This window comes from Bradyrhizobium sp. 134, assembly GCF_023074155.1.
Classification (GTDB): domain Bacteria; phylum Pseudomonadota; class Alphaproteobacteria; order Rhizobiales; family Xanthobacteraceae; genus Bradyrhizobium.
This window is the reverse complement of the sequence record NZ_JADPKX010000086.1, coordinates 613,052-636,591: the sequence shown is the minus strand read 5'-3', so window position 1 is coordinate 636,591 and position 23,540 is coordinate 613,052. Positions and strand designations below refer to the sequence as shown.

Below are 23,540 nucleotides of genomic sequence, written 5' to 3'. Positions count from 1 at the left end.
CTTCTTGCCGCTTCTTGCCGTTTCTTGTCAGTTCCGAATGGCGTTGCCGCTCGCGTCGAAGCGATGGATGCGCGCGGGCTCCGGCACCAGCGACACATGATCGCCGGCATGCAGGCTCAATTCACCGATGTAGCGCGCCGTCAGCATGCCGAGCTGTCCGGCATCGACATAAAGGAAGGTGTCGCTGCCAAGGTGCTCGGCCACCGCGATCGTTCCCTGCCAGCCGCCGGCACCGTCGCGTTCGATCTTGAGATGCTCCGGCCGCACCCCGATCGTCGCCGCGCCCTTCTGCAGGGCGTGCTCGCCGGTGACGAAGTTCATCTTCGGCGAACCGATGAAGCCGGCGACGAAGAGATTAGCCGGCCTCTCGTAGAGCTCCAGCGGCGAGCCGTATTGCTCGATCTTACCGCCGTTGAGCACCACGATCTTGTCGGCCATGGTCATGGCCTCAACCTGGTCGTGGGTGACATAGATCGCGGTAGTGCCGAGCTGCTTCTGGAGCCGCGTCACCTCGATGCGCATCTGGACGCGCAGCGCCGCGTCGAGGTTGGAGAGCGGCTCGTCGAATAAAAAGGCCTTGGGCTCGCGGACGATGGCACGCCCGATCGCGACGCGCTGGCGCTGGCCGCCGGAGAGCTCGCGCGGCTTACGGTCGAGATAGGGCGTGAGGTTCAGCGTCGCGGCGGCGGCCTCGACCTTGCGGTTGGTCTCGTCCTTGGAAAGACCCGCCATCTTCAGGCCGAAGCCGATGTTGCCGCGCACGCTCATATGCGGATAGAGCGCATAGGACTGGAACACCATTGACAGCCCGCGCTTGGCGGGCGGCGTGTCGACCACGTTCTTGCCGTCGATCAGGATCTTTCCGCCCGAGACGTCCTCGAGCCCCGCGATCAGCCGCAAGAGCGTGGTCTTGCCGCAGCCTGAGGGACCTACGAACACCACGAAGGAGCCGTCGGCAATCTCGAGGTCTGCGCCCTTGATGATGTGCACGGGGCCGAAGGATTTCTGCACGTCCTGAAGTGTGATCTGACCCATGATCCGGCAGCCCTTCCTACTTTACCGCGCCAAAGGTGAGCCCGCGCACGAGCTGCTTCTGGCTGAACCAACCGAGGACGAGAATGGGCGCGATCGCCAGCGTCGACGCCGCCGACAGCTTTGCCCAGAACAGCCCTTCCGGGCTCGAATAGGACGCGATGAACGTGGTGAGCGGCGCAGCGTTCGAGGTCGACAGATTGAGCGTCCAGAACGCCTCGTTCCAGGCCAGGATCAGGTTCAGCAGCATGGTCGATGCGAGTCCCGGGATCGCCATCGGCGTCAGGACATAGACCAGCTCACGGCCGATGGTGGCGCCGTCCATGCGCGCGGCTTCCAGGATGTCGCGCGGGATCTCCTTGAAATAGGTGAAGAGCATCCAGATCACGATCGGCAAGTTTCCCAGGCACAGGATGAAGACGAGCCCGATGCGGGAATCGAGCAAGCCGAAGGACTTGTAGATCAGGTAGATCGGCACCAGCACGCCGACCGGCGGCATCATCTTGGTCGAGAGCATCCAGAGCAGGATGTCCTTGGTGCGTTTGGTCGGCGAGAACGCCATCGACCAGGCGGCGGGGATCGCGATCAGCAGCGCGATCAAGGTCGAGCCGCCGGCGATGATGATCGAGTTCATTGCGTGGAGGAAATAGTCGCTGCGCTCCTGAACCGTTGCGTAGTTCTCGGTGGTCCAGTGGAAGAACAGGAAGGACGGCGGAATCGCGAAGGCCTCAAGTTCGGTCTTGAAGCTCGCCAATACCATCCAGAGGATTGGGAAGAAGATCAGGAAGCCGAAGAACCACGCCCCGATGGTCGAGACCACCACCCGCTGCCTCGTCGCTATCCGCGCCATGTCTCAAGCCTCCAGATTGCGGCCGACGATGCGGACCAGGAAGAAAGCTACGACGTTGGCGATCACGACGGCGACGAGGCCGCCCGCCGAGGCGGTGCCGACATCGTACTGGATCAGTGCCTGCGAATAGATCAGGAAAGCGATGTTGGTGGTCGACAGTCCCGGGCCGCCGCCCGTGGTGACGTAAATTTCGGCAAAGACGGTGAGCAGGAAGATCGTCTCGATCAGGATCACCACCGTGATGGGACGCGCGAGGTGCGGGAGCGTAATGTAGATGAAGGTCGAGACCGCGCTGGCGCCGTCCATTTCGGCGGCCTCCTTCTGCTCCTCGTCGAGCGACTGCATCGCAGTGAGCAAAATCAGCGTCGCGAACGGCAGCCATTGCCAAGACACGATCAGAATCACCGCGAGCAGCGGCGCGTCGGTGAACCAGTCGATCGGCGTCAACCCGAACAGCGACGCGATCCAGGCAAACAGCCCGGACACCGGATGCATCAACAGGTTCTTCCAGACCAAGGCGCTCACCGTCGGCATGACGAAGAACGGCGCGATGACCATCAGCCGCACGATGTTGAGGCCGATCACGGGCTGATCGAGCAGCAGCGCCAGCGGAATTCCGAGCAGGACAGTCAGCGCCAGCACCGAGCCGACCAGCACCAGCGTATTCTGGAGCGAGGCGAGGAACGCGGGATCGGTGAGGAAGTAGCGGAAATTTTCCAGCCCGACGAACGATTCCGAGCCGGGATCGAGCAGGCTGTAATGCAGCGTCGAGAAATAGATCGTCAACGCGAGCGGGACAATCATCCAGATGAACAGCAGCCCGACGGCCGGCGTCAGGAGCGTCCGTGCGAGAAGCTGCGTCTGCCGGGTTGCCATTCTTGGCTTCTCTCCGCTTGCGGGAAGAAGGCGGCCATCCATCCTTAGCGGTGGATGGCCGCAAGTCTGAGCTCAGGAGGGAGAGCTAGAGCTCACTTGATATAACCCGCGCGCTTCATCTCGCGCTCGGTTGAGGATTGCGCCGCGGTGAGCGCGGCATCGACCGTCATCGATCCCGCAAGCGCGGCCGAGAACTGCTGGCCCACCTGCGTGCCGATGCCCTGGAATTCGGGGATCGCCGCATATTGCACGCCGACGTAGGGCACCGGCTTCACCGTAGGCTTGTTCGGATCGGCGGCATCGATCGAGGCCAGCGTCAGCTTCGCAAACGGGGCGACCTTCAGATAATCAGGATTTTGGTAGAGCGAGGTTCGGGTGCCCGGCGGCACGTTGGCCCAGCCCTCTTTCGCGGCGACGGTCCTGGTGTAATCCTTGCTCGTCGCCCAGGCGATGAACTTCTCGGCGGCTTCCGCCTTCTTCGAACCGGCGGGGATTGCGAGATTCCAGGCCCACAGCCAGTTGGCGTTCTTGCCGAGCCCGGTGTTGGGCGCCATCGCAAAGCCGACCTTGTCGGCGACCTTGGAGTCCTTCGGGTTGGTGACGAAGGACGCCGCGACGGTGGCGTCGATCCACATCGCGCACTTGCCGGCATTGAACAGCGCCAGGTTCTCGTTGAAGCCGTTCGAGCTCGCACCAGGAGGGCCGGCCTGCTTCATCAGGTCGACATAGGTCGTGAGTGTCGCCTTCCATTCCGGGGTGTTGAACTGCGGCTGCCACTTCTCGTCGAACCAGCGTGCGCCATAGGAATTGGCCATGGCGGAGAGGAACGCCATGTTCTCGCCCCAGCCGGCCTTCCCGCGGAGGCAGATGCCGTAGACGCCAGTGCTCTTGTCGGTGAGCTTCTTGGCGGCGTCCACGACGAAATCCCAGGTCGGCTTTTCCGGCATCTTGAGGCCGGCCTTGTCGAACAGGTCGGTGCGGTACATCACCATCGAGCTCTCGCCGTAGAACGGCGCGGCGTAGAGCTTGCCGTCGACGGAGACCGCATCCTTGATCTTGGGCAGGAGGTCGGCGACGTCGTAGTCGGCGCCGAGATTCGCGAGCGGCACCAGCCAGCCCTTCTTGGCCCAGATCGGCACCTCGTAGGTGCCGATGGTGAGGACGTCGAACTGGCCGCCCTTGGTGGCGATGTCGGTGGTGACGCGCTGGCGCAGCACGTTCTCCTCAAGCGTCACCCATTTGACCGATATATCGGGGTTCTTCTTGGTGAATTCAGCCGTCAGCCCCTGCATGCGGATCATGTCGCCGTTGTTCACGGTGGCGATCGTCAGGGTCGTTTCGGCCATCGCAGGGACGGCCAGCAACAGGCAAGACGCGCCGCAGACGGCGCCGAGGACGTGTTTCACGGTGACCTCCCTAGGATCGCGCTTTTGAGCATATGCCCACGCGTTGGGCGTATGTTCGACTGAGGGCGGGCCGTTGTCAAGCAGGCGCAAAGCTGTTCGCGCAACTTATGAGTGCTGCGGTGCGGGAGATGGGCTGAGCTCTCGTCTCACACTCAGTGTCTTGCCCCGCGAAAGCGGGGCATCCAGTACGCCGTGTCGTCTATTGGTTTGCCCTAAGAGGAGCCGCGGCGTACTGGATCGTCCGCCTGCGCGGACGATGACAGTGTGGTGTAGGAAAAGACCGCCTGCCTCGCCAACGCGAAGAGCGAGCCTGCCTCAGCGCTCCAGAATCGCCCTTGCGGTCGCCTCGTCCGTGATCAGCCCGTTGATCAACTGTCCATTCAACGCCGCCGCGATCGCCGGCACCTTGGCCGCACCGACCGCGGCGCCGATCGTCGTGGTCTTCGCGGGTACTTCCGGCGGGATGCTGGTCAGGCGCCTGTTGGTGCCGGCCTTCAGCAGGCGGCCCTTGGAATCATAAGCCCAGCCGGTGATCTCGCCGATTGCCCCTTGCCGCATCATCTCGAACAATTCGTCGCGGGTGACGAAGCCGTCGACATGGACCTGCGCCTTCTGGTCCATCTGGCCGATGCCGACGAGGCGCAAATCTGCCTTGGCCGCGACCGCCTTCACCTTCGCGATCGGCTCGATCCGGACCATCTTGTTGCGCTCGTCCTCGGACGACATCAGGAACGGCAGCGGCATCGGATAGTGCCGCGCGCCGGTGCGGTCGGCGAGCCGGCCGACGGTGTCGTAGAAGCTCGCGGAACCGTCGGCGGAGATATTGCCGACCAGCGAGACGATCTGGTGATTGGGCCGGTCGATCGGCGTGACGCGCTCGACCGCGGCGCGCACGGCGCGTCCCGTGCCGAGCGCGACGATGACGGGGGTCTCCGAACGCAGGGTGGAATCGAGCAGGTTGGCGCAGCGTTCGGCAATGCCTGCTGTGGCCTGGGGCGCAGCGGAATCTGCCGGCACCACCTCGCAATGGGTAAGCTCGAAACGCTCCTTCAGACGCGCCGCCAATTCCATGCACGCGGCGATGGGATGTTCCAGCCGGAAGGTGATGAGCCGTTCGGCGAGACACAGCGACACCAGCCGCTGCGCCGACGCGCGCGACACCTGGAGCATCTTCGCGATCTCGTCCTGGGTGTGACCGGCAATGAAATACAGCCAGCCGGCACGCGCGGCGTCATCGAGCCTGGTCTTTTCGTTCTCGGCGGCCATGGCGGGCGTCAGGCGTCCTTCCAGAAATCAATCATGCGCGCGAAGACCCGGTCGGCCCCCGCACCCGACAGTATAGCGTGCCCGTCGCGTCCGCGATAATGGCTGCCGCCGGCAAATCCCCAGACCATCATGCCGGCCGCCTTACCCGCCAGCACGCCGCTCGCACTGTCCTCGATCACCAGCGTGCGCGCAGGTTGCGCGCCCATCTGCTCGGCCGCGTGGAGAAAGAGATCGGGCGCCGGCTTGCCGTGCCTGACCATCTGCGCGGTGTAAATCCGGTCGCCGAAATGCGCCCGCAGGCCGGTGACGTCAAGGGAGAGCGCGATACGGTCGATGTCGCTGGACGAGGCCACGCAGAATGGTGTCCGCAATTCCGATATCACGGCGGCAACACCCACGATCGGCTGGAGTGATCCGGCGAACGTGCTCAACACATGCGACTTCAAGCGCGGCAGAAAGCCGTCCGGCACGACCTGCCCGAGGTCCCGATAATGCTGATCGACCGCTTTGGTGCTGCGTCCGAGAAAGAGTTCGAACGCCTGCTCCGGGCTCAGCGCGATGCCGCATTCGGCCAACACGTCGGACAGACACCGACAGCTCAACAGCTCACTATCGACCAGCACGCCGTCGCAGTCGAAGATGATCAGATCGGGTTTCGGCCGGCCCTGGTCCATCCCGCCATTCGATCATATACCCAATTGGTGGGCAATAGCTCACTCAAGGCCCCGGAACGCCGCACTCTTTCCTGGATCAGTGCGCCACCTGCCGGTAGATCGCCGGCAGCGCCGCGGGCAGTCGGCGGATATTACCGACGATGGCGTAGCCGCCACGCCCGAACAGCGTCGGGAAATAGGATTGCGCGGTTGCGTCCACCGTGACGCCGAAGGCGGCGATGCCGAGCCGGCGCGCCTCCTGCACCGATTTGCGGGTGTCCTCGACCGCGAAGCGGCCTTCGTAATGATCGACATCGTTCGGCTTGCCGTCGGTGAGGACGAGCAGCAGCTTCTTGCGCTGCGGCTGACGCGCGAGCTCGGCCGAGGCGTGGCGCACCGCCGCGCCGATCCGCGTGTAGTAGCCGGGCTTCAGCGCACCGATACGACGCTCCACTGCCCCGCTCATCGGCTCGCCGAAGGCCTTGACGGTTTCGAGCCGCACCCAGGACCGCCGGCGCGACGTGAAGGTCAGGATGCTGTGGTGGTCGCCGCAGGCTGACAGGCCGTGCGCGAGCACGAGCAGCGCCTCCTTCTCGACGTCGAGCACGCGATGGCCCTCGACCCAGGCGTCCGTCGAGAGCGAGACATCGACAAGCAGCGTGACGGCGAGATCGTGCCCCTGCGGGCGCATCGCGACATGGATGCGATCGAAACCGCCGCTGCTGCCAGCGCGAAGATCGCATCGCGCGCGCACGAGCGCGTCGAGGTCGAGGTCGTGTCCATCGGCCTGGGCGCGCATCAATTCGCGGCGCGGCCGCAAGATCTCGAAGCGCCGCCGCACCTGACGGATATGCCGGCGCATGGACTCGTCGGGCGACCAGGTCTCGCCGGTCTCGGACGCGGCGCCCGCGAGCACGTGGCAGTGATCGGGCAGGTAGGAGCTGCTGCGGTAGTCCCATTCGGGATAGGTGAGATCTGCGTTCAGCGGCGAGGCATCAAGGGCTTCCGGCGGCAGGTCGAGATCGAATTTGAGCCGGCTCGCCGGCTTGCCGCTGCGACGACTGAGCGTGATCTCCTCGAGATCGTCGGCGGCCTTCCGCGCGTCCTCGTCCTCGCTGTCGTCGGCCGGACGGTCGACATTGACCATCTCGGCCATCGCGAGGATCTTTTCGAAGCGGTTGAGCACGAAGGGATCGCGGCGATTGGCGTTGTTTTCGCGCTCGCGCACGGCAAAGCGCTTGCGATTGTCCTGGGCCGCGGCCCCCGCGCCTGGTGCGCACGCGTCGTCGCCCGCATGCGAGGGCGAAAGCTCGCGCGTCCAGCAATCGCCCCAGAGCGGACACGGCAGGACCGAGCGATAGCCCGGCGGTGACTTCTCCGGCAGCGGACCTGTCCCCATCATCGCCGGCCACAGCCGGCCCGAAGGCGCCTTTCCGGCCCCGAGCAAGGCGAGAGCGACCTGCTCGATCTCCTGCTCGATACGTGGCAACGGACGTCGCGGCCGGGCCTCGGCCATTGCTGCGGCGAGTTGCGCGTAATCGGCGGCGAGCCCGGGAAACTGCGTGAGCACAAAGACCGCCGTCTCGCTCGCCCGGCGCAAGACCAGAAGGTCCCGCCGCAGCGGATCATACTCCGTGATCGTCTCCATCGGAGCGACCGCGAACCACGCCGCAAGCCAGCGATAGAGGCATGCGTTGAGGCCGCGGTCGGCAAATATCGCGATGCGATCGGGGAGGAAGACGGTCGCGGCGTCGCGGCCCGGCTGTTCGAGACGTTCGTCTCCAAGGCCGATGCGCTGCCGCCAGCCGAGCCGATGGCCCGCTCTGCGTGCGCCCGCGCTTGCGATCTGAACACCCGTCTCGCCCCCAAGCGCACGGAACATCACCGCCAACCGGCCTCTCACCTCCGCAAGCGCGACCGCGTGATCATCGTGAACGGGATAGCTCGCGGTGCCGCCGACCATCCGGTGCCAGGCACGGCCGACCGTCTCCTCCAATTCGAGGAAGTCGAGCATGGAATCTGCCTCACCCAATCACGGCGCGCGTGACATCTAGCAGCGCCGCCTTGACGTCGGAATCGTCGGTCAGCGGCTCGATCATGCCGGCGAGCACGGCATCGGCGATCGAGACTCCCGCCGCAATCAAGGTCGCGCAATACACCACGAGCCGGGTCGAGACGCCCTCCTCCAGATCATGCGCCTTCAGCGCCCGCAGACGTCCGGCGAGCGCGACCAGCGGCCGTACGCGATCCGGTGGCAGCCCGCTCTCGGCCGACACCACCGCAATCTCCTGCTCGGCCGGCAGGAAGGCGAACTCGATGGCGACGAAGCGCTGCCGCGTCGAGGGCTTCAACGCCTTGAGCAGGGTCTGGTAACCGGGATTGTAGGAGACGACGAGCATGAAGCTCGCGGGAGCAACAAGCTCCTCGCCGGTTCGCTCCAGCGGCAGAATACGGCGGTCGTCGGTGAGCGGATGCAGCACGACGGTGACGTCCTTGCGGGCTTCCACCACCTCGTCGAGATAGCAGATGCCGCCCTCGCGGACCGCGCGCGTCAACGGACCGTCGGTCCACACGGTGTCGCCGCCCCTCAGCAGATAGCGGCCGGTGAGATCGGCGGCGGTGAGATCGTCGTGGCAGGCGACGGTGTGCAGCGGCAAGCCCAGCCGTGCCGCCATATGCGCGACGAAACGTGTCTTGCCGCAACCGGTCGGCCCTTTCAGCAGGACCGGAAGCCGGTGCCGCCAGGCATGCTCGAACAGCACGCATTCGTTGCCGCTTGCGACATAGGCTGGTAGCGCGGGTGCCGGCGCGGCCAAGGCGTGAAGAGCTGCTTTCATGATCTCTCTCCGAAAATTTCTGAAGCGGCGGCCGCGATGAAACGCGGCCGCCTTCACGCTTACTCGGCCGGCTGCAGCGCGGCGGGAATGGTCGCCTGCCTTTCGCGGCCGGGCACCAGCACGGCCCAGACGAACATCAGCGCGGAGATCGCGACGAACACACCGGAGCCGAGCCGCACCCAGTAGAAGAAGGCGAGCTGGTCCTGCACGTCCATGTAGCCCTGACCGAGCACGCGCTGGAGATGGACCTGGACCACGCCGGCAAAGGTCAGCGCGAATGTCATGGTCATCATGGCCGTGCACATGATCCAGAAGCTCGTCATGCTGAGCCACTGGTTATAGGGCGCGCGTCCCTTGATCTGCGGGATGGCGTAAGCCATCACGGCAAGATTGAGCATCACATAAGCGCCGAAGAAGGCGAGATGGCCGTGCGCGGCGGTGACCTGGGTGCCGTGGGTGTAGTAGTTCACCGAGGACAGCGTGTGCAGGAAACCCCAGACGCCGGCCCCCAGGAACGCCATCACCGAACAGCCGACCGACCACAGCAGCGCGGCGCGGTTCGGGTGCTTGCGGCCGGCCTTCCAGGTCATCTGCACCGTGAAGATCACCATCGTGAAGAACGGCGCGACCTCGAGCGTCGAGAACAGCGAGCCAATCCACTGCCAGTAGCCGGGCGCGCCGATCCAGTAGAAATGGTGGCCGGTGCCGAGAATCCCCGAGAACAGCGCGAGGCCGATGATGACGTAGAGCCACTTCTCGACCACCTCGCGATCGATGCCATTGAGCTTGATCATGAGATAGGCGAGCACGGAGGCCATGATCAGCTCCCAGACACCCTCGACCCAGAGATGGACGACGTACCACCAGTACATCTTGTCGACGGCGAGGTTCGCCGGATTGTAGAAGGCGAACAGGAAGAAGATCGCAACGCCCCACAGGCCGAACAGCAGGATGTTGGTGACCGTGGTCTTGCGCCCCTTGAGCGCAGTCATGGTCACGTTGAACAGGAACATCAGGCAGACGACGACGATGCCGACCTTGATGATGAAGGGCTGCTCAAGGAACTCGCGGCCCTCGTGGTAGTGGAAGAGATAGCCCACCACCGCGACGCCCGCCGCGCCAAAAAACATCCAGAACTGGATCTTTGCGAGCAGCGGGCTGTACAGCTCGGTCTCAGTTTCCTCAGGCAGCAGGAAATAGGTCGCGCCCATAAAGCCGATCAACGACCACACGATCAGCGCGTTGGTGTGGATCATCCTGACGATGTTGAACGGCAGCAGCACCGATAGCGTGTTGGGCAGGACGTAGATCGTCCCGGCGAGGAGGCCGAACAGGACCTGGGCCAGGAACAGGGTCAGCGCGCCGTAGAAATACAGCATCGCGACTTTCTGGGTTTGGTATTTCATCTCGGATTCTCTCTGTCTTGAAAGAGGAAAGCGGCGGGCTCAGCCGGCCTTGTTCGGCGGCCAATCCTGGCGCTTGATCGTGCTCACCCATTGCAGGAAATCGGCGAGATCGTTGAGCTCCTGATCGGTGAGGTTGAACTGCGGCATCTGCCGCCGGCCCTCCGCGCCCGAGGGCTGCGACTGCATCCAGGCCTTCAGCGGCTCTCGCGCGCCGGCCGGGTCTTCCTTGCCGCCCCATCGATCCCAGACGTTGCCGACTTCGGGCGCGAAATAGGCGCCTTCGCCGAGCAACGTGTGGCAGTTGATGCAGGAGTTCTTCTCCCAGACATGCTTGCCGCGGGCGACCGACGACGTCAGCGTCGCCGCGTCCGTGGATGCCGTGGCCATGTAGTAGTGGCTGTGCGCCGTCAGCCCGATGAAGATGGCGAAGAAAAAAGCCGAGCCGCCGTAGAAGACGTTTCGAGCGGCCGACTTGGTCAGGCGTTCAGCCATTGCCAATCCTTTCAATTGAGTCCCGTCGCGTAAATCGGTGATGCGATTTATTGCCGATTGGCCCAGCCCGTTCTTTGTCAGGGCGCAAGGAGTGAGTCAGATCAGGGCGACGACGGCGGATGTGAGCCAGGCAAACAGCACCACGATGAGGATCCAGGCGCTGACGAGGCCGCGCCAGAGCGCAGGCGCCGCGCGAAGATCGAGGAAGTCGAGTGCAATCCGGCGGCCCTTGACGGCGGCCAAGGCCAGCAGCAGGGCGTTGCCGAGCAGCGGCCGCGGCACCAGCGGTGGCACCAGGATGGTCGCGAGCGCGAGGCCGATCAGCGCGATCCAGGTGATGTCCAGGCGATCCGGCATCGTCACCGCACCAGATAAAGAATCGGGAACATCACGATCCAGACCAGATCGACCATGTGCCAGAAGGCCGTTCCCGTCTCGACGCCGAACGCTTCAGCGCGGCGGCAGACCAATGCGAGGATGATGATGCCGAGGCAGACGTGCAGGAGATGGAAGCCGGTCAGGAGGAAGTAGAGTGTGAAGAAGGGGCTGGTTTCAATTCCGATGCCGCGTCCGATCTCTTCGGCATATTGGGCGAGCTTGACCGCCACGAACAGGCCACCAAGCCCCATGGCTGTGAGCAGCCAGTATCGTGTCGCCCGCCTCTCGCTGGCCCGCGCGGCCTTCGTAGCCCGGGCCGCGGCCCAACCGCTCGTCACCAGCACGATAGTGTTCAATCCGGCGAGACCCGGATCAAGCGCCGCCTGCCCCGCCGCGAACACGGCGGGATGGATCGCGCGGGCGACCGTGAAGGTACCGAGAAACAGACCGAAGGCGGCGAGCTCGCTGAAGATCAGCACCCAGATCATGGGATCGCCGGGAAGATCGTCCAGAATTCCCCAACCCGTTCCCTGTGGTTCGCAATCGGCTGCCGACATCTGCTCTTCCGGATCAGGACAACGGCCAGACCTAGCTCAGCCGTACCGATCCGAGTTTGTTGCCGGACAAACTTGGGGAATGCCGATCAATTTGTTTGCGCCGTCGCAACGTCCAGCCTGCCGGGTCGCGGTACGAAACGCCGAAGGTTCCATGGAGCTGCGAGCGATGACATGAGCGATGCACAAATCGGGCTGATGACCGCGACGCCCATCATCATCGTCTTCGCCATCGCGCTCCGGCGAATCGGCGTGCTATCGACCGTGGCCACCGTGTCGGCGGTGAGCATCTCGGTCGCGATCGCGGCGGTGCTGTTCACGACGCAGTAACGGCTGCCCCAGCCTGCATGGAGCAGAGCGGAATGCGGATCAGTGGTCCCGTATTGCGATTCGCTCCATCCGGCTACGCAGCCTCATCTCCGCTGATTATAAACGTCGATGCACACTGCCCCGAGCAGGACCAGGCCCTTGATGACCTGCTGATAGTCGATGCCGATGCCGAGGATGGACATGCCGTTGTTCATCACACCCATGATCATGGCGCCGACCACGGCACCGCCGACGCGGCCGACCCCGCCATAGGCTGAGGCGCCGCCAATGAAGCAGGCGGCGATGACGTCGAGCTCGAAGCCGAGACCCGCCTTCGGCGTTGCGGTGTTGAGGCGCGCGGCGAAGACGAGGCCGGCGAGCGCGGCGAGCACGCCCATGTTGACGAAGGTGAGGAAGGTCAACCGTTCCGTCTTGATGCCCGACAGGCTTGCGGCCTTGGCGTTGCCGCCGACCGCATAGATTTGCCGGCCGATCACGGTGCGGCGGGTGACGAAGCCGTAGAGCGCGATCAACGCACCCATGATCACCAGCACGTTGGGCAGGCCGCGATGCGAGGCAATCAGATAGGTGAAATAGAGCACGGCGCAGGCCAGAAGAATGCTCTTGCCGAGGAAGAACGCGTAAGGCTCGACTTCGATGCCGTGCAACTGCTCGCGCGACCTTCCCCTGGCGCTGGCGTAGACGAGGCCGAGCGCGAGCACCGCACCGATCAGCATGGATGTCGGATGCAGGGTGCCGGCCTCCGGCAAGAGCTCCGGAATGAAGCCGGAGGACAGTTTCTGGAAGGTCGCCGGGAACGGTCCGAGCGACTGGCCCTGCAACACCGCGAGCGCAAGCCCCTTGAACACCAACATGCCCGCTAGCGTCACGATGAAGGACGGGATCTTGAAATAGGCCACCCAATAGCCCTGCGCGGCGCCGATTGCCGCGCCGAGCAGCAGGCATGCGATGAAGGCGAGCGTGTAGTCGACCTTGTATGTCACCATCAGCACGGCGGCCACCGCGCCGACGAAACCCGCGACCGAGCCGACCGAGAGGTCGATATGGCCGGTGACGATGACGAGCAGCATGCCCAGCGCCATGATGACGATGTAGCTGTTCTGGAGCACCAGATTGGTCAGGTTGAGCGGCTGCAGCAGCGTGCCGCCGGTCATGACCTGGAAGAACAGCATGATCGCGATCAGCGACATCAGCATGCCGTAGTTGCGCAGATTGTTCTTGATGAAGCTGCCGTTCCGGCGCTCCTCGGGCAGCGAAACCGTCTTGTCGGTCATGGCTGCGATCCTCCCATCTCGGCACCCGCCAGGGCGCGGCTTCCATAATTTCTGTCGTTGCGCATGATGGCGCGCATGATCTTTTCCTGTGTCGCTTCGGTGCCGGGGAACTCGCCGACGAAGGCACCGTCGTTCATGACGCAGATGCGGTCGCATACGCCGAGCAACTCGGGCATCTCCGAGGAGATCACCACCACACCGCGGCCGGCCTCTGCAAGCTCGTTGATGATACAGTAGATCTCGTACTTGGCACCGACGTCGATGCCCCGGGTCGGCTCGTCCAGGATCAAGACCTTGGGATCCGTCATCAGCCATTTCGACAGCACGACCTTTTGCTGGTTGCCGCCGGAGAGCTGGCTGGTCTCCTGATAGACGTCGGAGCAGCGGATGCGCATCCGGTTGCGGTAGTCGCTGGCAACCTTCAGCTCGGCGATGTCGTCGATCACCCGGTTGGGGGCGACCTGGTTAAGGCTTGCGAGCGTGATGTTCTTGCGGACGTCGTCGGCGAGGATCAGCCCGAGCTGCTTGCGGTCCTCGGTGACATAGGCAAGGCCGGCGTCGATCGCGGCCGCGACGTTCGGCAGCACGATCTCATGGCCCTCGAGCCGGATGCGACCGCTGATCGTGGTGCCCCAGGAACGGCCGAACAGGCTCATGGCGAATTCGGTGCGGCCAGCGCCCATCAATCCGGCAATGCCGACCACCTCGCCGCGTTTCACGCTGAAATCAACGTTCTTGATCACCTGCCGCTCGGGATGGATGGGATGGTAGACCGACCAGTTCTCGACGGTGAGGACGGGCTCGCCGACCTTTGCGCTGCGCTCCGGAAAGCGATGGGCGAGATCGCGGTTGACCATGCTGCGGATGATGCGGTCCTCCTGGATCGGCTCGGCGCGGCAGTCGATGCCGTCGACGGTGCGGCCATCGCGCAGGACGGTGATGTGATCGGCAACACGGGCGACCTCGTTCAGCTTGTGCGAGATCAGGATCGAGCCGATGCCCTGCTCGCGGAAGGCCATGAGACGTTCGAGCAGCGCGGCACTGTCGGCCTCGTTGAGGCTGGCGGTCGGCTCGTCCAGGATCAGCATCCGCACCCGCTTGGACAGCGCCTTGGCGATCTCGACAAGCTGCTGCTTGCCGACGCCGAGATCGGTGATCAGCGTGTCCGGCGATTCCTTGAGGCCGACCTGAGCCAGCAGTTCCCGGGTACGCCGATAGACCTCGTCGCGATCGATCACGCCGAGCTTGGACGGCGGATGCGACAGGAAGATGTTTTCGGCAATCGACATCAGCGGGATCAGCGCCAGCTCCTGATGGATGATGATGATACCGAGCGCCTCGGAATCGTTGATGTCGCGGAAGCGGCGCTCCTCGCCATCGAAGATGATGGTGCCCTCGTAGCTGCCGGCCGGGTAGACGCCGCTGAGCACCTTCATCAGCGTGGACTTGCCGGCACCGTTCTCGCCGACGAGGGCGTGGATCTGCCCGGCTTCAACCGAGAAGTTGACATCGCGCAGCGCCTGGACGCCGGAAAAGCTCTTGCTGACGTTACGCATCTCCAGCATTGCGGTCATCGGTTCATTCTCCCGGGGGCTTCCACAATCGTCATGGCCGGGCTTGTCCCGGCCATCCACGTGCAGTCGCTTGCGAAGAGGGACGTGGATGCCCGGGACAAACCCGGGCACGACGAGTTGATAAACATGCGCTTCGCCCAAACCCTAAAGAACTCCCTCTCCGCAGGTCGGGAGAGGGAGTAGACCTCTTACTGGAACTGCGACTTCTTGTAGTAGCCGCTGTCGACCAGGACCTTCTCCCAATTGTCCTTGTAGACCACGACCGGCTTGAGCAGATAGGACGGCACGGTCTTGGCGCCGTTCTCGTAGGTCTTGGTGTCGTTGACGGTGACCTGCTTGCCGGCAAGCGCAGCGTCGACCATGTCGGCGGTCACCTTGGCGAGATCGCGGGTGTCCTTGAAGATCGTCGAATACTGATCGCCGCGCAGCATCGCCTTGATCGAGGGCACTTCGGCATCCTGGCCCGAGATGACAGGCATCGGCTGGCCGGCGCTGCCATAACCGACCCCCTTCAGCGAGGAGATGATGCCGATCGACAGGCCGTCATACGGCGACAGCACCGCGTTGACCTTCTTGTTGCCGTAGTAGGCGCTGAGCAGATTGTCCATGCGGGCCTGCGCGGTGGCGCCGTCCCAGCGCAAGGTCGCGACCTTGTCCATGCCCATCTGACCGGAGACGACGACGAGCTTGCCGCTGTCGATGTACGGCTTCAGCACGCTCATCGCGCCGTTGTAGAAGAAGTAGGCGTTGTTGTCGTCGGGCGAGCCGCCGAACAGCTCGATGTTGAACGGACCCTTGCCATCCTTGAGGCCGAGGCCCTGCACGATCGACTCGGCCTGGAGCACGCCGACCTGGAAATTGTCGAAGGTCGCGTAATAGTCGACGTTCGGCGTGCCGCGGATCAGGCGGTCATAGGCGATCACGGTGATGCCTTTTGCTTTCGCCTGCTTGAGCACGTCGGACAGCGTGGTGCCGTCGATCGCGGCGATCACCAGCGCTTTCGCGCCCTTGGTCACCATGTTCTCGACCTGCGAGAGCTGGTTCGGAATGTCGTCCTCGGCATATTGCAGGTCGGTGTTGTAGCCGCGCTCCTTCAGCACCTTGACCATGTTGTTGCCATCGTCGATCCAGCGCGCCGACGATTTGGTCGGCATGGCGATGCCGACTGTTGCTTTGTCCTGGGCCGAGGCGGTGACGCCCGCGGCCATCGTCGCAGCGCCGGCCAGCGCGAGCGCGAGGAAGGTCGTCTTCAGTTTCAACATGTTTCACTCCCTTGGATGTCAGACTGTTTTTTCGTGTCGTCGAGAACTTTGGTCGTGTGCAGCTTCGAGCCTCCTATGCGAGCTTGACGTCAGGCTCCGCGCGACCGTGCGCGGAGGCCTCCAACAGGAAGGTGTAGCCGGCTTGCGGATCGGCGGCACGCGCCGCCGCATCCATGTCCTGCCAGGCCGAGGTGACGAGGAGACGTGATAGATCGGGGCCGACAAAAGCGGGGCAGCTCGCCTGCTTTGCCGGCACGCTGAGCGAGCGCAGCCGCTCGCCTTGCGGAGAGTAGACGTCAATGCGGCTCGCACCCCAGCAGGCGTTCCAGATGTTTCCGTCGGCATCGCACACCGATCCGTCGAGGCCGCCGATGCCGGTGTGGCGCAGCAGCACCTCCGGCTCGCCGCGCGGCAGGCCGGTCGCGGGATTGAGCGGCACCGCGTAGAGCACCGCACGCGCGGTGTCGGCGAAGTAGCCGGTAGCGCCATCGGGCGAGAAGCAGATCGAATTGGGAATGCTGATGCGCGGAAACAGCATCGATATCTTGCCGTGCTGGAACGCGTAGATCGCGCCTGCCTCTGCTTCCGCCTTGCGGCCCATGGTGCCGATCCAGAACGTGCCGGAGGGGTGCACGCGGGCATCGTTGGAGCGGGTCGCGGGATTGTCGGCTTCGAGCGGACAGAGCAGCGCCATCGCACCGTCGGCAATTTTGCGGATATAGAGGCCGTCTTCCGTGACGATCAACTGCCGCTCGGCGTCAATCCGCCCAAGTGCGCTCGCCATCCGGCCCAGCGCATGAACGCGAATCCTGCCGCTGCCGAGCTGCGCCTCGAACAGTCGCCCCTCGCGGATATCGAACCACCAGGCCGTGTCCGTGGTCACGTCATAGGTCGGCCCCTCGCCGAGATGGCAAGGATCGTTCGAAAGAACCGAGGTCGGCACCTGTTCCATCAGGACCTCCTCACCGCAAAGCGATAGACCGTATGATGGCGATAGACCTCGCCGGGCGCTAGGCGCGGGCTCGGGAAATCCGGCCGGTTCGGTGCGTCCGGCCAGATATGCGGCTCCAGGCACATGGCGTCCGACTGCCGGTACAGCTTGCCGCCCTTGCCCGAAATCGTGCCGTCGAGATAATTACCCGAATAGACCTGCAGACCGGGCTGATCAGTGAACAGCTCCATGATGCGCCCCGAGCGCGGCGCCTCCAGCCGCGCCGCGAGCGCAAGCTTGCCGTCACGCGCGAGACAGTAGGTGTGATCGTAGCCCTTGCCGTTGCGCAATTGCTGGTCGCTCTCGCGGATGCGCTCGCCGACCGGCCGCGGCTCGCGGAAGTCGAACGGCGTGCCGGCAACGCTGCGCGGCGGCTCAAGCAACGGAATGGCGGTGGGATCGATCGCGAGGAAATGCCCGGCCGCGACCGTCAGCTTGTGATCGAGAATGGGCGTGCCCGATGTCGCGCCTTCCAGATTAAAGAAGCTGTGGTTGGTCAGGTTGACGATGGTCGGCCGGTCGGTCCGCGCCTCCATGGTCAGGGATAGCTCGGCCGGGCCGGTGACGCGATAAGTCAGGCGCACATCGAGCCGACCGGGATAGTTCTCCTCGCCGTGCGGACTGACATAGGTCAGCGTGACCGCGGGCTCGGCGCCGTCGTCGATCTCCGCAATGTCCCAGAGCTTGCGGTCGAAGCCGTCGAGGCCGCCATGCAGCGCATTCGGACCGTTGTTGACGGGAAGCTGCACCGTCTCGCCGTCCAGCGAGAATTGTCCGTTGGCGATGCGATTGGCGTAGCGGCCGACGGTGGCGCCGAAGAACTTTCGTTCAGCGAGATAGCCGGCGAACCCATCATGGCCGAGCACGACGTCGTCGTAGCCGCCTTTGGCGTCCGGCGCGATCAGCGCCTGGATCACCGCGCCATGGGTGATGATGCGCGCCTCGAACCCGCCCTCGCCGCGCAGCACGATGCGCTCGACCTTGCAGCCGTCAGGCAGCGTTCCGAAGACGTCTCTCTCTGTTTTCGATCCAGCCATGATCAATCCACAAACGGTTCGACGATCGTGCGCCTGCCGAGCAGGAAGGCGTCCGCAACGAGACGAAGCGGCGCCAGATCGACGTCGCTCGCCCCTGTCGCGGCAAGCGTGACGAAGCGCCGGTAAAGCTCCCGATATTCCTCATCGGGCGCCTCGGCAACGGTCTTGCCATCGATCGCCATGATCCGGCCGCCGCGGGATAGCGTCATCCGGCCCTGGTCGGTTTCGACCAGGATATCCCAGCTCTGCGGTCCGGTCTGGCGGAAATCGAACTCGGCGGTCACAGGCAGGCCGTCGATGTCGGTCAGCGTCAGGTTCGCGGCGATCGGCGCCTGGCAATTGGCGGGGAAGGCGAGCTCGGCCGCGGTGACGAACACGGGCTTCGGCAGGATCCGGGTCAGGATCGACAGCGCATTGATGCCGGGATCGAACACCCCGAGCCCGCCCGGCTCCCAGATCCAGGCCTGCCCGGGATGCCAGACGCGGACGTCCTCTTTCCAGTTGATGTGCACGGAACGGACGCGGCGGGCGGCGAGCCACTCGCGCGCCGGCTCGACCGCCGGCGCATGGCGCGAATGCCAGGTCGCGAACAACGTCCGCTTGGCCTCTCTCGCCATCGCGATCAGCGGATCGAGCTCGGCAACGCCGGCGCCCGGCGGCTTCTCCAGCATGACATGCTTGCCGGCCCTGAGCGCTGCGACGGCCTGGGCGCGGCGCACTTGAGGCGGCGTGCAGAGCGAGACCGCGTCGATCGGCGGACCTTTTTCCAGCAGCTCTTCGATCGTCGCGAAATGCGGCAGATCCGGCAGCGAGGCGTTGCGGCTCGCGACGGCTGCCAGCGTCGCGCCGGGAACCGCTGCGATGGCGCCGACATGCTGGTCCCGCGCGATCTTGCCGAAGCCGACGATGGCGATGCGAAGTTCAGTCACGATTTTTCTCCAGCTTCCGCGGACGGCAGCGCTTCGGCCGATACAGTCTCGATCACTGTCCCCTCGTGGCGGCGCATGCCGTTGTGAATGACGTAGACCATCGCCTCCGACGCGGTCGCGGCTTCACCGGCGGCGATGGCATCGACGATCTTCTGATGCCAGAGCAGAACGGTGTCGCGGTCCTCCGGTTCGACCGGTGCGCTGAGCAGGAATGAGGCGCGCAACGCAGCCTCGATGACGTGCCCGATCGAGCGCATGAACAGATTTCCGGAGGCGCGCGCCACACCGACATGGAGCGCAAGGTCGGCATCGGCGAAGCCAACGGAGTCGGAGGCCTCAAGCCGCATCCGCTCCATGCAGCGACGGAGCTCGGAGAGATCCTGCTCCGACCGCTGCGCCGCCGCCAGCGCGGCCGCGCGCGGCTCGACCGCGAGGCGGATCTCGGCGAGGTCGTTGAGGAAGCGCTTGTCGATCCCGGCATCCAGGTGCCAGGCCAGCACGTCGGCGTCGAACATGTTCCAGGCGACGCGCTCGCGCACGACGGTGCCGACCCGCGCCTTGGTAGTAAGCAGGCCCTTGGCCACCAGCGTCTTCACGCTCTCGCGCAACACCGGTCGCGACACGCCAAACATCGCGATCATCTCGGCATCGCCCGGCAGCCGCGTCCCTTCTGCATATCGGCCGGCGATGATGTCAACGCCGATCGAGCGGGCCACTTCCGCGTGATTTGAGTGCGCCCGGCGCGTCGGAATGACGAGGATGCGCGAGGTGGTCATGAGACTGCTCCCGCGCGCTTTGCCACGGGCCGGCGCGCGAGCGCAACCAATCCCTGTTGCAAGGCGATGAAGGCGAACAGCAGCACACCGGTCGCGATCTTGGTCCACCAGCTCGACAGCGTCCCGTCGAAATTGATGTAGGTCTGAATCATGCCCTGGATCAGCACGCCGAGGAAGGTTCCGATCACCGAGCCCTGCCCGCCCGTAAGCAGCGTGCCGCCGATCACGACGGCCGCGATGCTGTCAAGCTCGACGCCGACGGCGGACAGCGAGTAGCCGGCGCTGGTGTAGAAGGAGAAGACGATGCCGGCGATGCCAGCGAGCAAGCTCGACAGCATGTAGATCTTTACCGTCATCCTGCCAACTGCAACGCCCATCAGGCTCGCGGTCGCCCGGCTGCCGCCCAGCGCATAGACATTGGCGCCGAACCGGGTGAGCTGCAGCAGCAATGCGCCGCCGATCACGATCGCAAGCATGATGATCGCGACCGCCGTCAGCCGTCCACCGCCGGGTAGTCGCAGAGCGAAGTCCGACACGGTCGAATAGACCGGTGCCGTGATCGGCACCGATTCCGTCGAGAGTAGGAAGCTGGCACCCCGGGCCAAAAACATGCCGGCGAGCGTCACGATGAAAGGCGGCAGATCGAAGACATGGATCACCGCGCCCATTGCCGCGCCGAAGGCGGCCGAGAGCGCGAGAATGGCGACGAAGGCGACCAAGGGCGGCATTCCCCAGCGCTCGATCGCCAGCGCGACGAACACCGTGGTGAAGCCGATCACCGAGCCGACCGAGAGATCGATGCCGCCGGAAATGATGACGAAGGTCATGCCGGTCGCGACGATGCCGAGGAAGGCGTTGTCAGTCAGGAGGTTGCCGACTACGCGGGTGGAGGCGATGTTGGGAAACTGCATCGCGCAGAGCACGAATCCCGCGACAAGCACGATCGCCGTGATGAGGACGGGCGGCAGGCCTTTCATGCCTTGGTCCCCCGCAGCCGCCTCACAACGCCGGCAAAGCCGGACAGCTTCGGCGATTGCAGCAGCAGCACGGCGAGCACCACCACCGCCTTGACCAGCAAATTGAACTCCGGCGGATAGCCCGACAGCAGAATGCCGGTGTTCATGGTCTGGATGATCAGCGCGCCGAGTACGGCCAGCACGAGGCTGAAGCGGCCGCCGAACAGCGAGGTGCCGCCAATCACCACCGCGAGGATGGCGTCGAGCTCGAGCCAGAGGCCGGCATTGTTGGCATCCGCGCCCATGATGTCGGCCGCTGCGATGACGCCGGCAAGCGCAGCGCAAACGCCGCACCAGACATAGACCGCCAAGATCATCGCGCGCGTGCCGACGCCGGCAAGCTCGCTCGCCCGCGCATTGCCGCCGGTTGCCTCGATCAGCAATCCGAGTGCCGAGCCTCGCACCACCGCGCCGGTGAGGATCAGCATGCCCAGCGCAATCGCGACCGGCACCGGCAGACCGAGAATAGAGCCATTGCCGAGCCAGACCAGATCGGGCGAGGAGAAGGTCACGATTCGACCCTCGGTAATGAGCTGGGCGATGCCGCGTCCCGCCACCATCAGGATCAAGGTCGCCACGATCGGCTGCATGCCGAGTATCGCGACAAGAAATCCGTTCCACAATCCGCAGATCAGGCCCGCACCGAGCGCAGCCGCCAGCACCACGGCCAGACTGTGGCTATCGGCGAGGCTCGCCGCGATCGCGCCGGAGATCGCCATGACTGCACCGACCGACAGGTCGATGCCGCGCGTCGCGATCACCAGCACCATGCCGAGCGAGAGCAGCGCGACCGGCGTGCCGCGGTTGAGCACGTCGATCATGCTGCCGAACAGCCGGCCGTCCTGGAGGCGCAAATCAAAGAATTGCGGCGACACCACGCGATCGACCGCCAGGATTACGATCAACGCGAGGATCTGGGCAAGACCGCGGCGCGGCAACAGCGCGGTCATGCCCGGCCCTCATGTGCGACACTGGCGTCATCGGCGGCGATGGCGGCGAGAATGCTGCCGACGTCGATGGCCTCGGCGGTGAGCTCCTCGACATGAGCGCGGTCGCGCAGCACCACCACGCGATCGGAATAGGTCACGATCTCGTCGAGCTCGGAGGAGATCACGAGCAGCGCAAGCCCGTCGTCGCAGAGCTCGCGTATCAGGCGGATGATCTCGGCATGCGCGCCGACGTCGATGCCGCGGGTCGGCTCGTCCAGCACGAGGAGCCGCGGCGAGGTCGCAAGCCACCGTGCCAGCAGCACCTTCTGCTGATTGCCGCCGGACAGCAGTCCGATGGGCCGCTCCGGATCGGGCGGACGAATGTCGAGCATCTTGACGTAACGGCTCGCAATCTCGTCCTGCTCGCGCCGCGACAGCGGCCGATGCAAACCGCGCTTGGCCTGAAGCGCGAGCACGATGTTCTCGCGCACGGTGAGCTCGGCGACGATGCCGTCGGTCTTGCGCTCCTCAGGGCAATAGCCAAAGCCGTGGCGCACGCCGTCACGCGGCGACTGAAGCCGGACAGGCGCGCCTTCCACCCTCGCCTGTCCGCGATCGGCGCGCTCGGCGCCGAACACCAGCCGGGCCGTCTCGGTCCGGCCCGAGCCGAGCAAGCCGGCGAGACCAACCACTTCGCCATGCCGCAGCTCGAGATTGAACGGCGCGACATAGCCGGCCTTGCCGTAACCCTCGAAGCTCGCACAGACTTCACGCGTCGTCTGTGCGCCTGCCGATGCCCGCGCGCTGGTGGTCTCGGCCAGCTCGCGGCCGAGCATCATCCGGATCAGCTCGAGCCGCGACAGCGACGCGGTCTCGCGCTCGCCGACCAGGCGACCATTTCGCAAAACGGTGATACGATCGGAGATCTCATAGACCTGGTCGAGGAAATGGCTGACGAAGACGATGCCAATGCCGCGCTTGGCAAGCTGACGCATGACGCCGAAGAGGATCTCGACCTCATGGCGATCGAGGCTCGCGGTCGGCTCGTCCAGGATCAGCACGCGCGCCGAGAGATCGACGGCGCGCGCGATCGCGGTGACATGCTGGATCGCCACCGAATAATTGCCAAGCGGCGCTGATACGTCGATGTCGAGACCGAAATCCGCGAGCAGCGACTTCGCGCGGCGTCGCATCTCGCCTTCACGCACGATGCCGAAGCGCATCGGCTGCCGGTCGAGGAATAGGTTCTGCGCCACCGAGAGATTCGGCAGCAAATTGACCTCCTGGTAGACGGTGGCGATGCCGGCCTGAACCGCCTCCTTGGCCGAGCGTGGCGCGACCTCTTCGCCGCAGATCCTGACGATGCCAGCATCGCGCGGGAACACGCCGGTGATCACCTTGATCAGCGTGGACTTGCCGGCGCCGTTCTCGCCGAGCAGCGCATGGATCTCGCCGGCGCGAAGCGTGAAGTCGACCTCCTGCAACGCACGCACGGCGCCAAAGCTCTTGCTGATCCCACGCACCTCCAGCAGGGAAGCAGCGGAATCCGGGCTGTTCTCCATGACAAATTCACTCCCAACGGCGCCCGCTGACGATGCGGACACGGAGCCTGTTCGTTCGCGCGGCGGTTTCGAGCGGGATCGCCGGACTGCCGACACACGGTCGTCCGGCG

General features: G+C 64.7%; 23 protein-coding genes. 1 reads left to right on the top strand and 22 read right to left on the bottom strand.

The annotated features are described in order from the left end of the window. Positions 1 to 27: 27 nt before the first annotated feature. The 12 genes from IVA75_RS37835 to IVA75_RS37780 all read right to left on the bottom strand — a co-directional run bounded on the left by IVA75_RS37835 (position 28) and on the right by IVA75_RS37780 (position 11,753). Positions 28 to 1,035, bottom strand: a complete 1,008-nt coding sequence (locus IVA75_RS37835) for an ABC transporter ATP-binding protein (RefSeq protein ID WP_027569197.1) — start codon at positions 1,033 to 1,035, stop codon at positions 28 to 30. Between the two features lie 16 nt (positions 1,036 to 1,051). Beyond that, complete coding sequence (locus IVA75_RS37830) at positions 1,052 to 1,882, bottom strand: carbohydrate ABC transporter permease (RefSeq protein ID WP_027569196.1); 831 nt, start codon at positions 1,880 to 1,882, stop codon at positions 1,052 to 1,054. A 3-nt stretch (positions 1,883 to 1,885) separates the two neighbouring features. Continuing rightward, on the bottom strand, positions 1,886 to 2,758 hold the full coding sequence (locus tag IVA75_RS37825) for a sugar ABC transporter permease (RefSeq protein WP_247288934.1): 873 nt from the start codon (positions 2,756 to 2,758) through the stop codon (positions 1,886 to 1,888). 92 nt (positions 2,759 to 2,850) lie between these two features. After that, positions 2,851 to 4,164 carry a sugar ABC transporter substrate-binding protein gene (locus IVA75_RS37820; RefSeq protein WP_247288933.1) on the bottom strand — a complete coding sequence of 438 codons (1,314 nt, stop codon included), beginning with the start codon at positions 4,162 to 4,164 and terminating at the stop codon, positions 2,851 to 2,853. A gap of 315 nt (positions 4,165 to 4,479) precedes the next feature. Beyond that, entirely contained in the window at positions 4,480 to 5,430 is a 951-nt protein-coding gene (locus IVA75_RS37815) for a sugar-binding domain-containing protein (RefSeq protein WP_247288932.1), read from the bottom strand. An 8-nt stretch (positions 5,431 to 5,438) separates the two neighbouring features. Continuing rightward, positions 5,439 to 6,104, bottom strand: a complete 666-nt coding sequence (locus IVA75_RS37810; RefSeq protein ID WP_247288931.1) for an HAD family hydrolase — start codon at positions 6,102 to 6,104, stop codon at positions 5,439 to 5,441. Between the two features lie 76 nt (positions 6,105 to 6,180). Next, on the bottom strand, positions 6,181 to 8,097 hold the full coding sequence (locus tag IVA75_RS37805) for a VWA domain-containing protein (protein WP_247288929.1): 1,917 nt from the start codon (positions 8,095 to 8,097) through the stop codon (positions 6,181 to 6,183). 10 nt (positions 8,098 to 8,107) lie between these two features. Continuing rightward, entirely contained in the window at positions 8,108 to 8,920 is an 813-nt protein-coding gene (locus tag IVA75_RS37800; protein ID WP_247288927.1) for a CbbQ/NirQ/NorQ/GpvN family protein, read from the bottom strand. A gap of 59 nt (positions 8,921 to 8,979) precedes the next feature. Then, the gene (locus IVA75_RS37795) at positions 8,980 to 10,326 is read right to left on the bottom strand and encodes a cbb3-type cytochrome c oxidase subunit I (protein WP_247288925.1); all 1,347 of its coding nucleotides are present in this window, start codon (positions 10,324 to 10,326) and stop codon (positions 8,980 to 8,982) included. Positions 10,327 to 10,365: 39 nt separating this feature from the next. After that, on the bottom strand, positions 10,366 to 10,818 hold the full coding sequence (locus IVA75_RS37790; RefSeq protein ID WP_247288924.1) for a cytochrome c: 453 nt from the start codon (positions 10,816 to 10,818) through the stop codon (positions 10,366 to 10,368). Between the two features lie 96 nt (positions 10,819 to 10,914). Beyond that, positions 10,915 to 11,175 carry a cytochrome C oxidase subunit IV family protein gene (locus IVA75_RS37785; RefSeq protein WP_247288923.1) on the bottom strand — a complete coding sequence of 87 codons (261 nt, stop codon included), beginning with the start codon at positions 11,173 to 11,175 and terminating at the stop codon, positions 10,915 to 10,917. Between the two features lie 2 nt (positions 11,176 to 11,177). Beyond that, positions 11,178 to 11,753, bottom strand: coding sequence for a cytochrome c oxidase subunit 3 family protein (locus tag IVA75_RS37780; RefSeq protein ID WP_247288922.1), 576 nt, complete (start codon positions 11,751 to 11,753; stop codon positions 11,178 to 11,180). A 171-nt stretch (positions 11,754 to 11,924) separates the two neighbouring features. Here IVA75_RS37780 and IVA75_RS37775 point away from each other — a divergent pair, with 171 nt between their 5' ends. After that, positions 11,925 to 12,080, top strand: a complete 156-nt coding sequence (locus IVA75_RS37775) for a hypothetical protein (protein WP_247288921.1) — start codon at positions 11,925 to 11,927, stop codon at positions 12,078 to 12,080. A gap of 83 nt (positions 12,081 to 12,163) precedes the next feature. On the opposite strand, the gene mmsB is transcribed toward IVA75_RS37775, so the two are convergent. The 10 genes from mmsB to IVA75_RS37725 all read right to left on the bottom strand — a co-directional run bounded on the left by mmsB (position 12,164) and on the right by IVA75_RS37725 (position 23,430). Then, a complete protein-coding gene (gene mmsB / locus IVA75_RS37770; protein ID WP_027569186.1) occupies positions 12,164 to 13,354 on the bottom strand; it encodes a multiple monosaccharide ABC transporter permease in 1,191 nt (396 codons plus the stop codon). Further along, entirely contained in the window at positions 13,351 to 14,928 is a 1,578-nt protein-coding gene (mmsA, locus tag IVA75_RS37765) for a multiple monosaccharide ABC transporter ATP-binding protein (RefSeq protein ID WP_247288920.1), read from the bottom strand. Before mmsA ends, mmsB begins: the two co-directional genes overlap by 4 nt. Positions 14,929 to 15,116: 188 nt before the next feature. Continuing rightward, the gene (gene chvE, locus IVA75_RS37760) at positions 15,117 to 16,190 is read right to left on the bottom strand and encodes a multiple monosaccharide ABC transporter substrate-binding protein (RefSeq protein ID WP_247288919.1); all 1,074 of its coding nucleotides are present in this window, start codon (positions 16,188 to 16,190) and stop codon (positions 15,117 to 15,119) included. Between the two features lie 73 nt (positions 16,191 to 16,263). Beyond that, positions 16,264 to 17,142 (bottom strand): SMP-30/gluconolactonase/LRE family protein, encoded by an 879-nt coding sequence (locus tag IVA75_RS37755; protein ID WP_247288918.1) that lies wholly within the window; start codon positions 17,140 to 17,142, stop codon positions 16,264 to 16,266. Then, entirely contained in the window at positions 17,142 to 18,218 is a 1,077-nt protein-coding gene (locus IVA75_RS37750; RefSeq protein WP_247288917.1) for an aldose epimerase family protein, read from the bottom strand. Before IVA75_RS37750 ends, IVA75_RS37755 begins: the two co-directional genes overlap by 1 nt. A gap of 2 nt (positions 18,219 to 18,220) precedes the next feature. Continuing rightward, a complete protein-coding gene (locus tag IVA75_RS37745) occupies positions 18,221 to 19,147 on the bottom strand; it encodes a Gfo/Idh/MocA family oxidoreductase (RefSeq protein WP_247288915.1) in 927 nt (308 codons plus the stop codon). Further along, positions 19,144 to 19,923: a FadR/GntR family transcriptional regulator gene (locus IVA75_RS37740; protein WP_027569180.1), complete on the bottom strand. Its 780-nt coding sequence runs from the start codon at positions 19,921 to 19,923 to the stop codon at positions 19,144 to 19,146. Before IVA75_RS37740 ends, IVA75_RS37745 begins: the two co-directional genes overlap by 4 nt. Next, positions 19,920 to 20,900 carry a galactofuranose ABC transporter, permease protein YjfF gene (gene yjfF / locus IVA75_RS37735; RefSeq protein ID WP_027569179.1) on the bottom strand — a complete coding sequence of 327 codons (981 nt, stop codon included), beginning with the start codon at positions 20,898 to 20,900 and terminating at the stop codon, positions 19,920 to 19,922. The genes IVA75_RS37740 and yjfF overlap by 4 nt, the downstream gene beginning before the upstream one ends. Continuing rightward, positions 20,897 to 21,889, bottom strand: a complete 993-nt coding sequence (locus IVA75_RS37730) for an ABC transporter permease (protein ID WP_247288913.1) — start codon at positions 21,887 to 21,889, stop codon at positions 20,897 to 20,899. The genes yjfF and IVA75_RS37730 overlap by 4 nt, the downstream gene beginning before the upstream one ends. After that, entirely contained in the window at positions 21,886 to 23,430 is a 1,545-nt protein-coding gene (locus tag IVA75_RS37725; protein WP_247288911.1) for a sugar ABC transporter ATP-binding protein, read from the bottom strand. Before IVA75_RS37725 ends, IVA75_RS37730 begins: the two co-directional genes overlap by 4 nt. Positions 23,431 to 23,540: the final 110 nt, after the last annotated feature.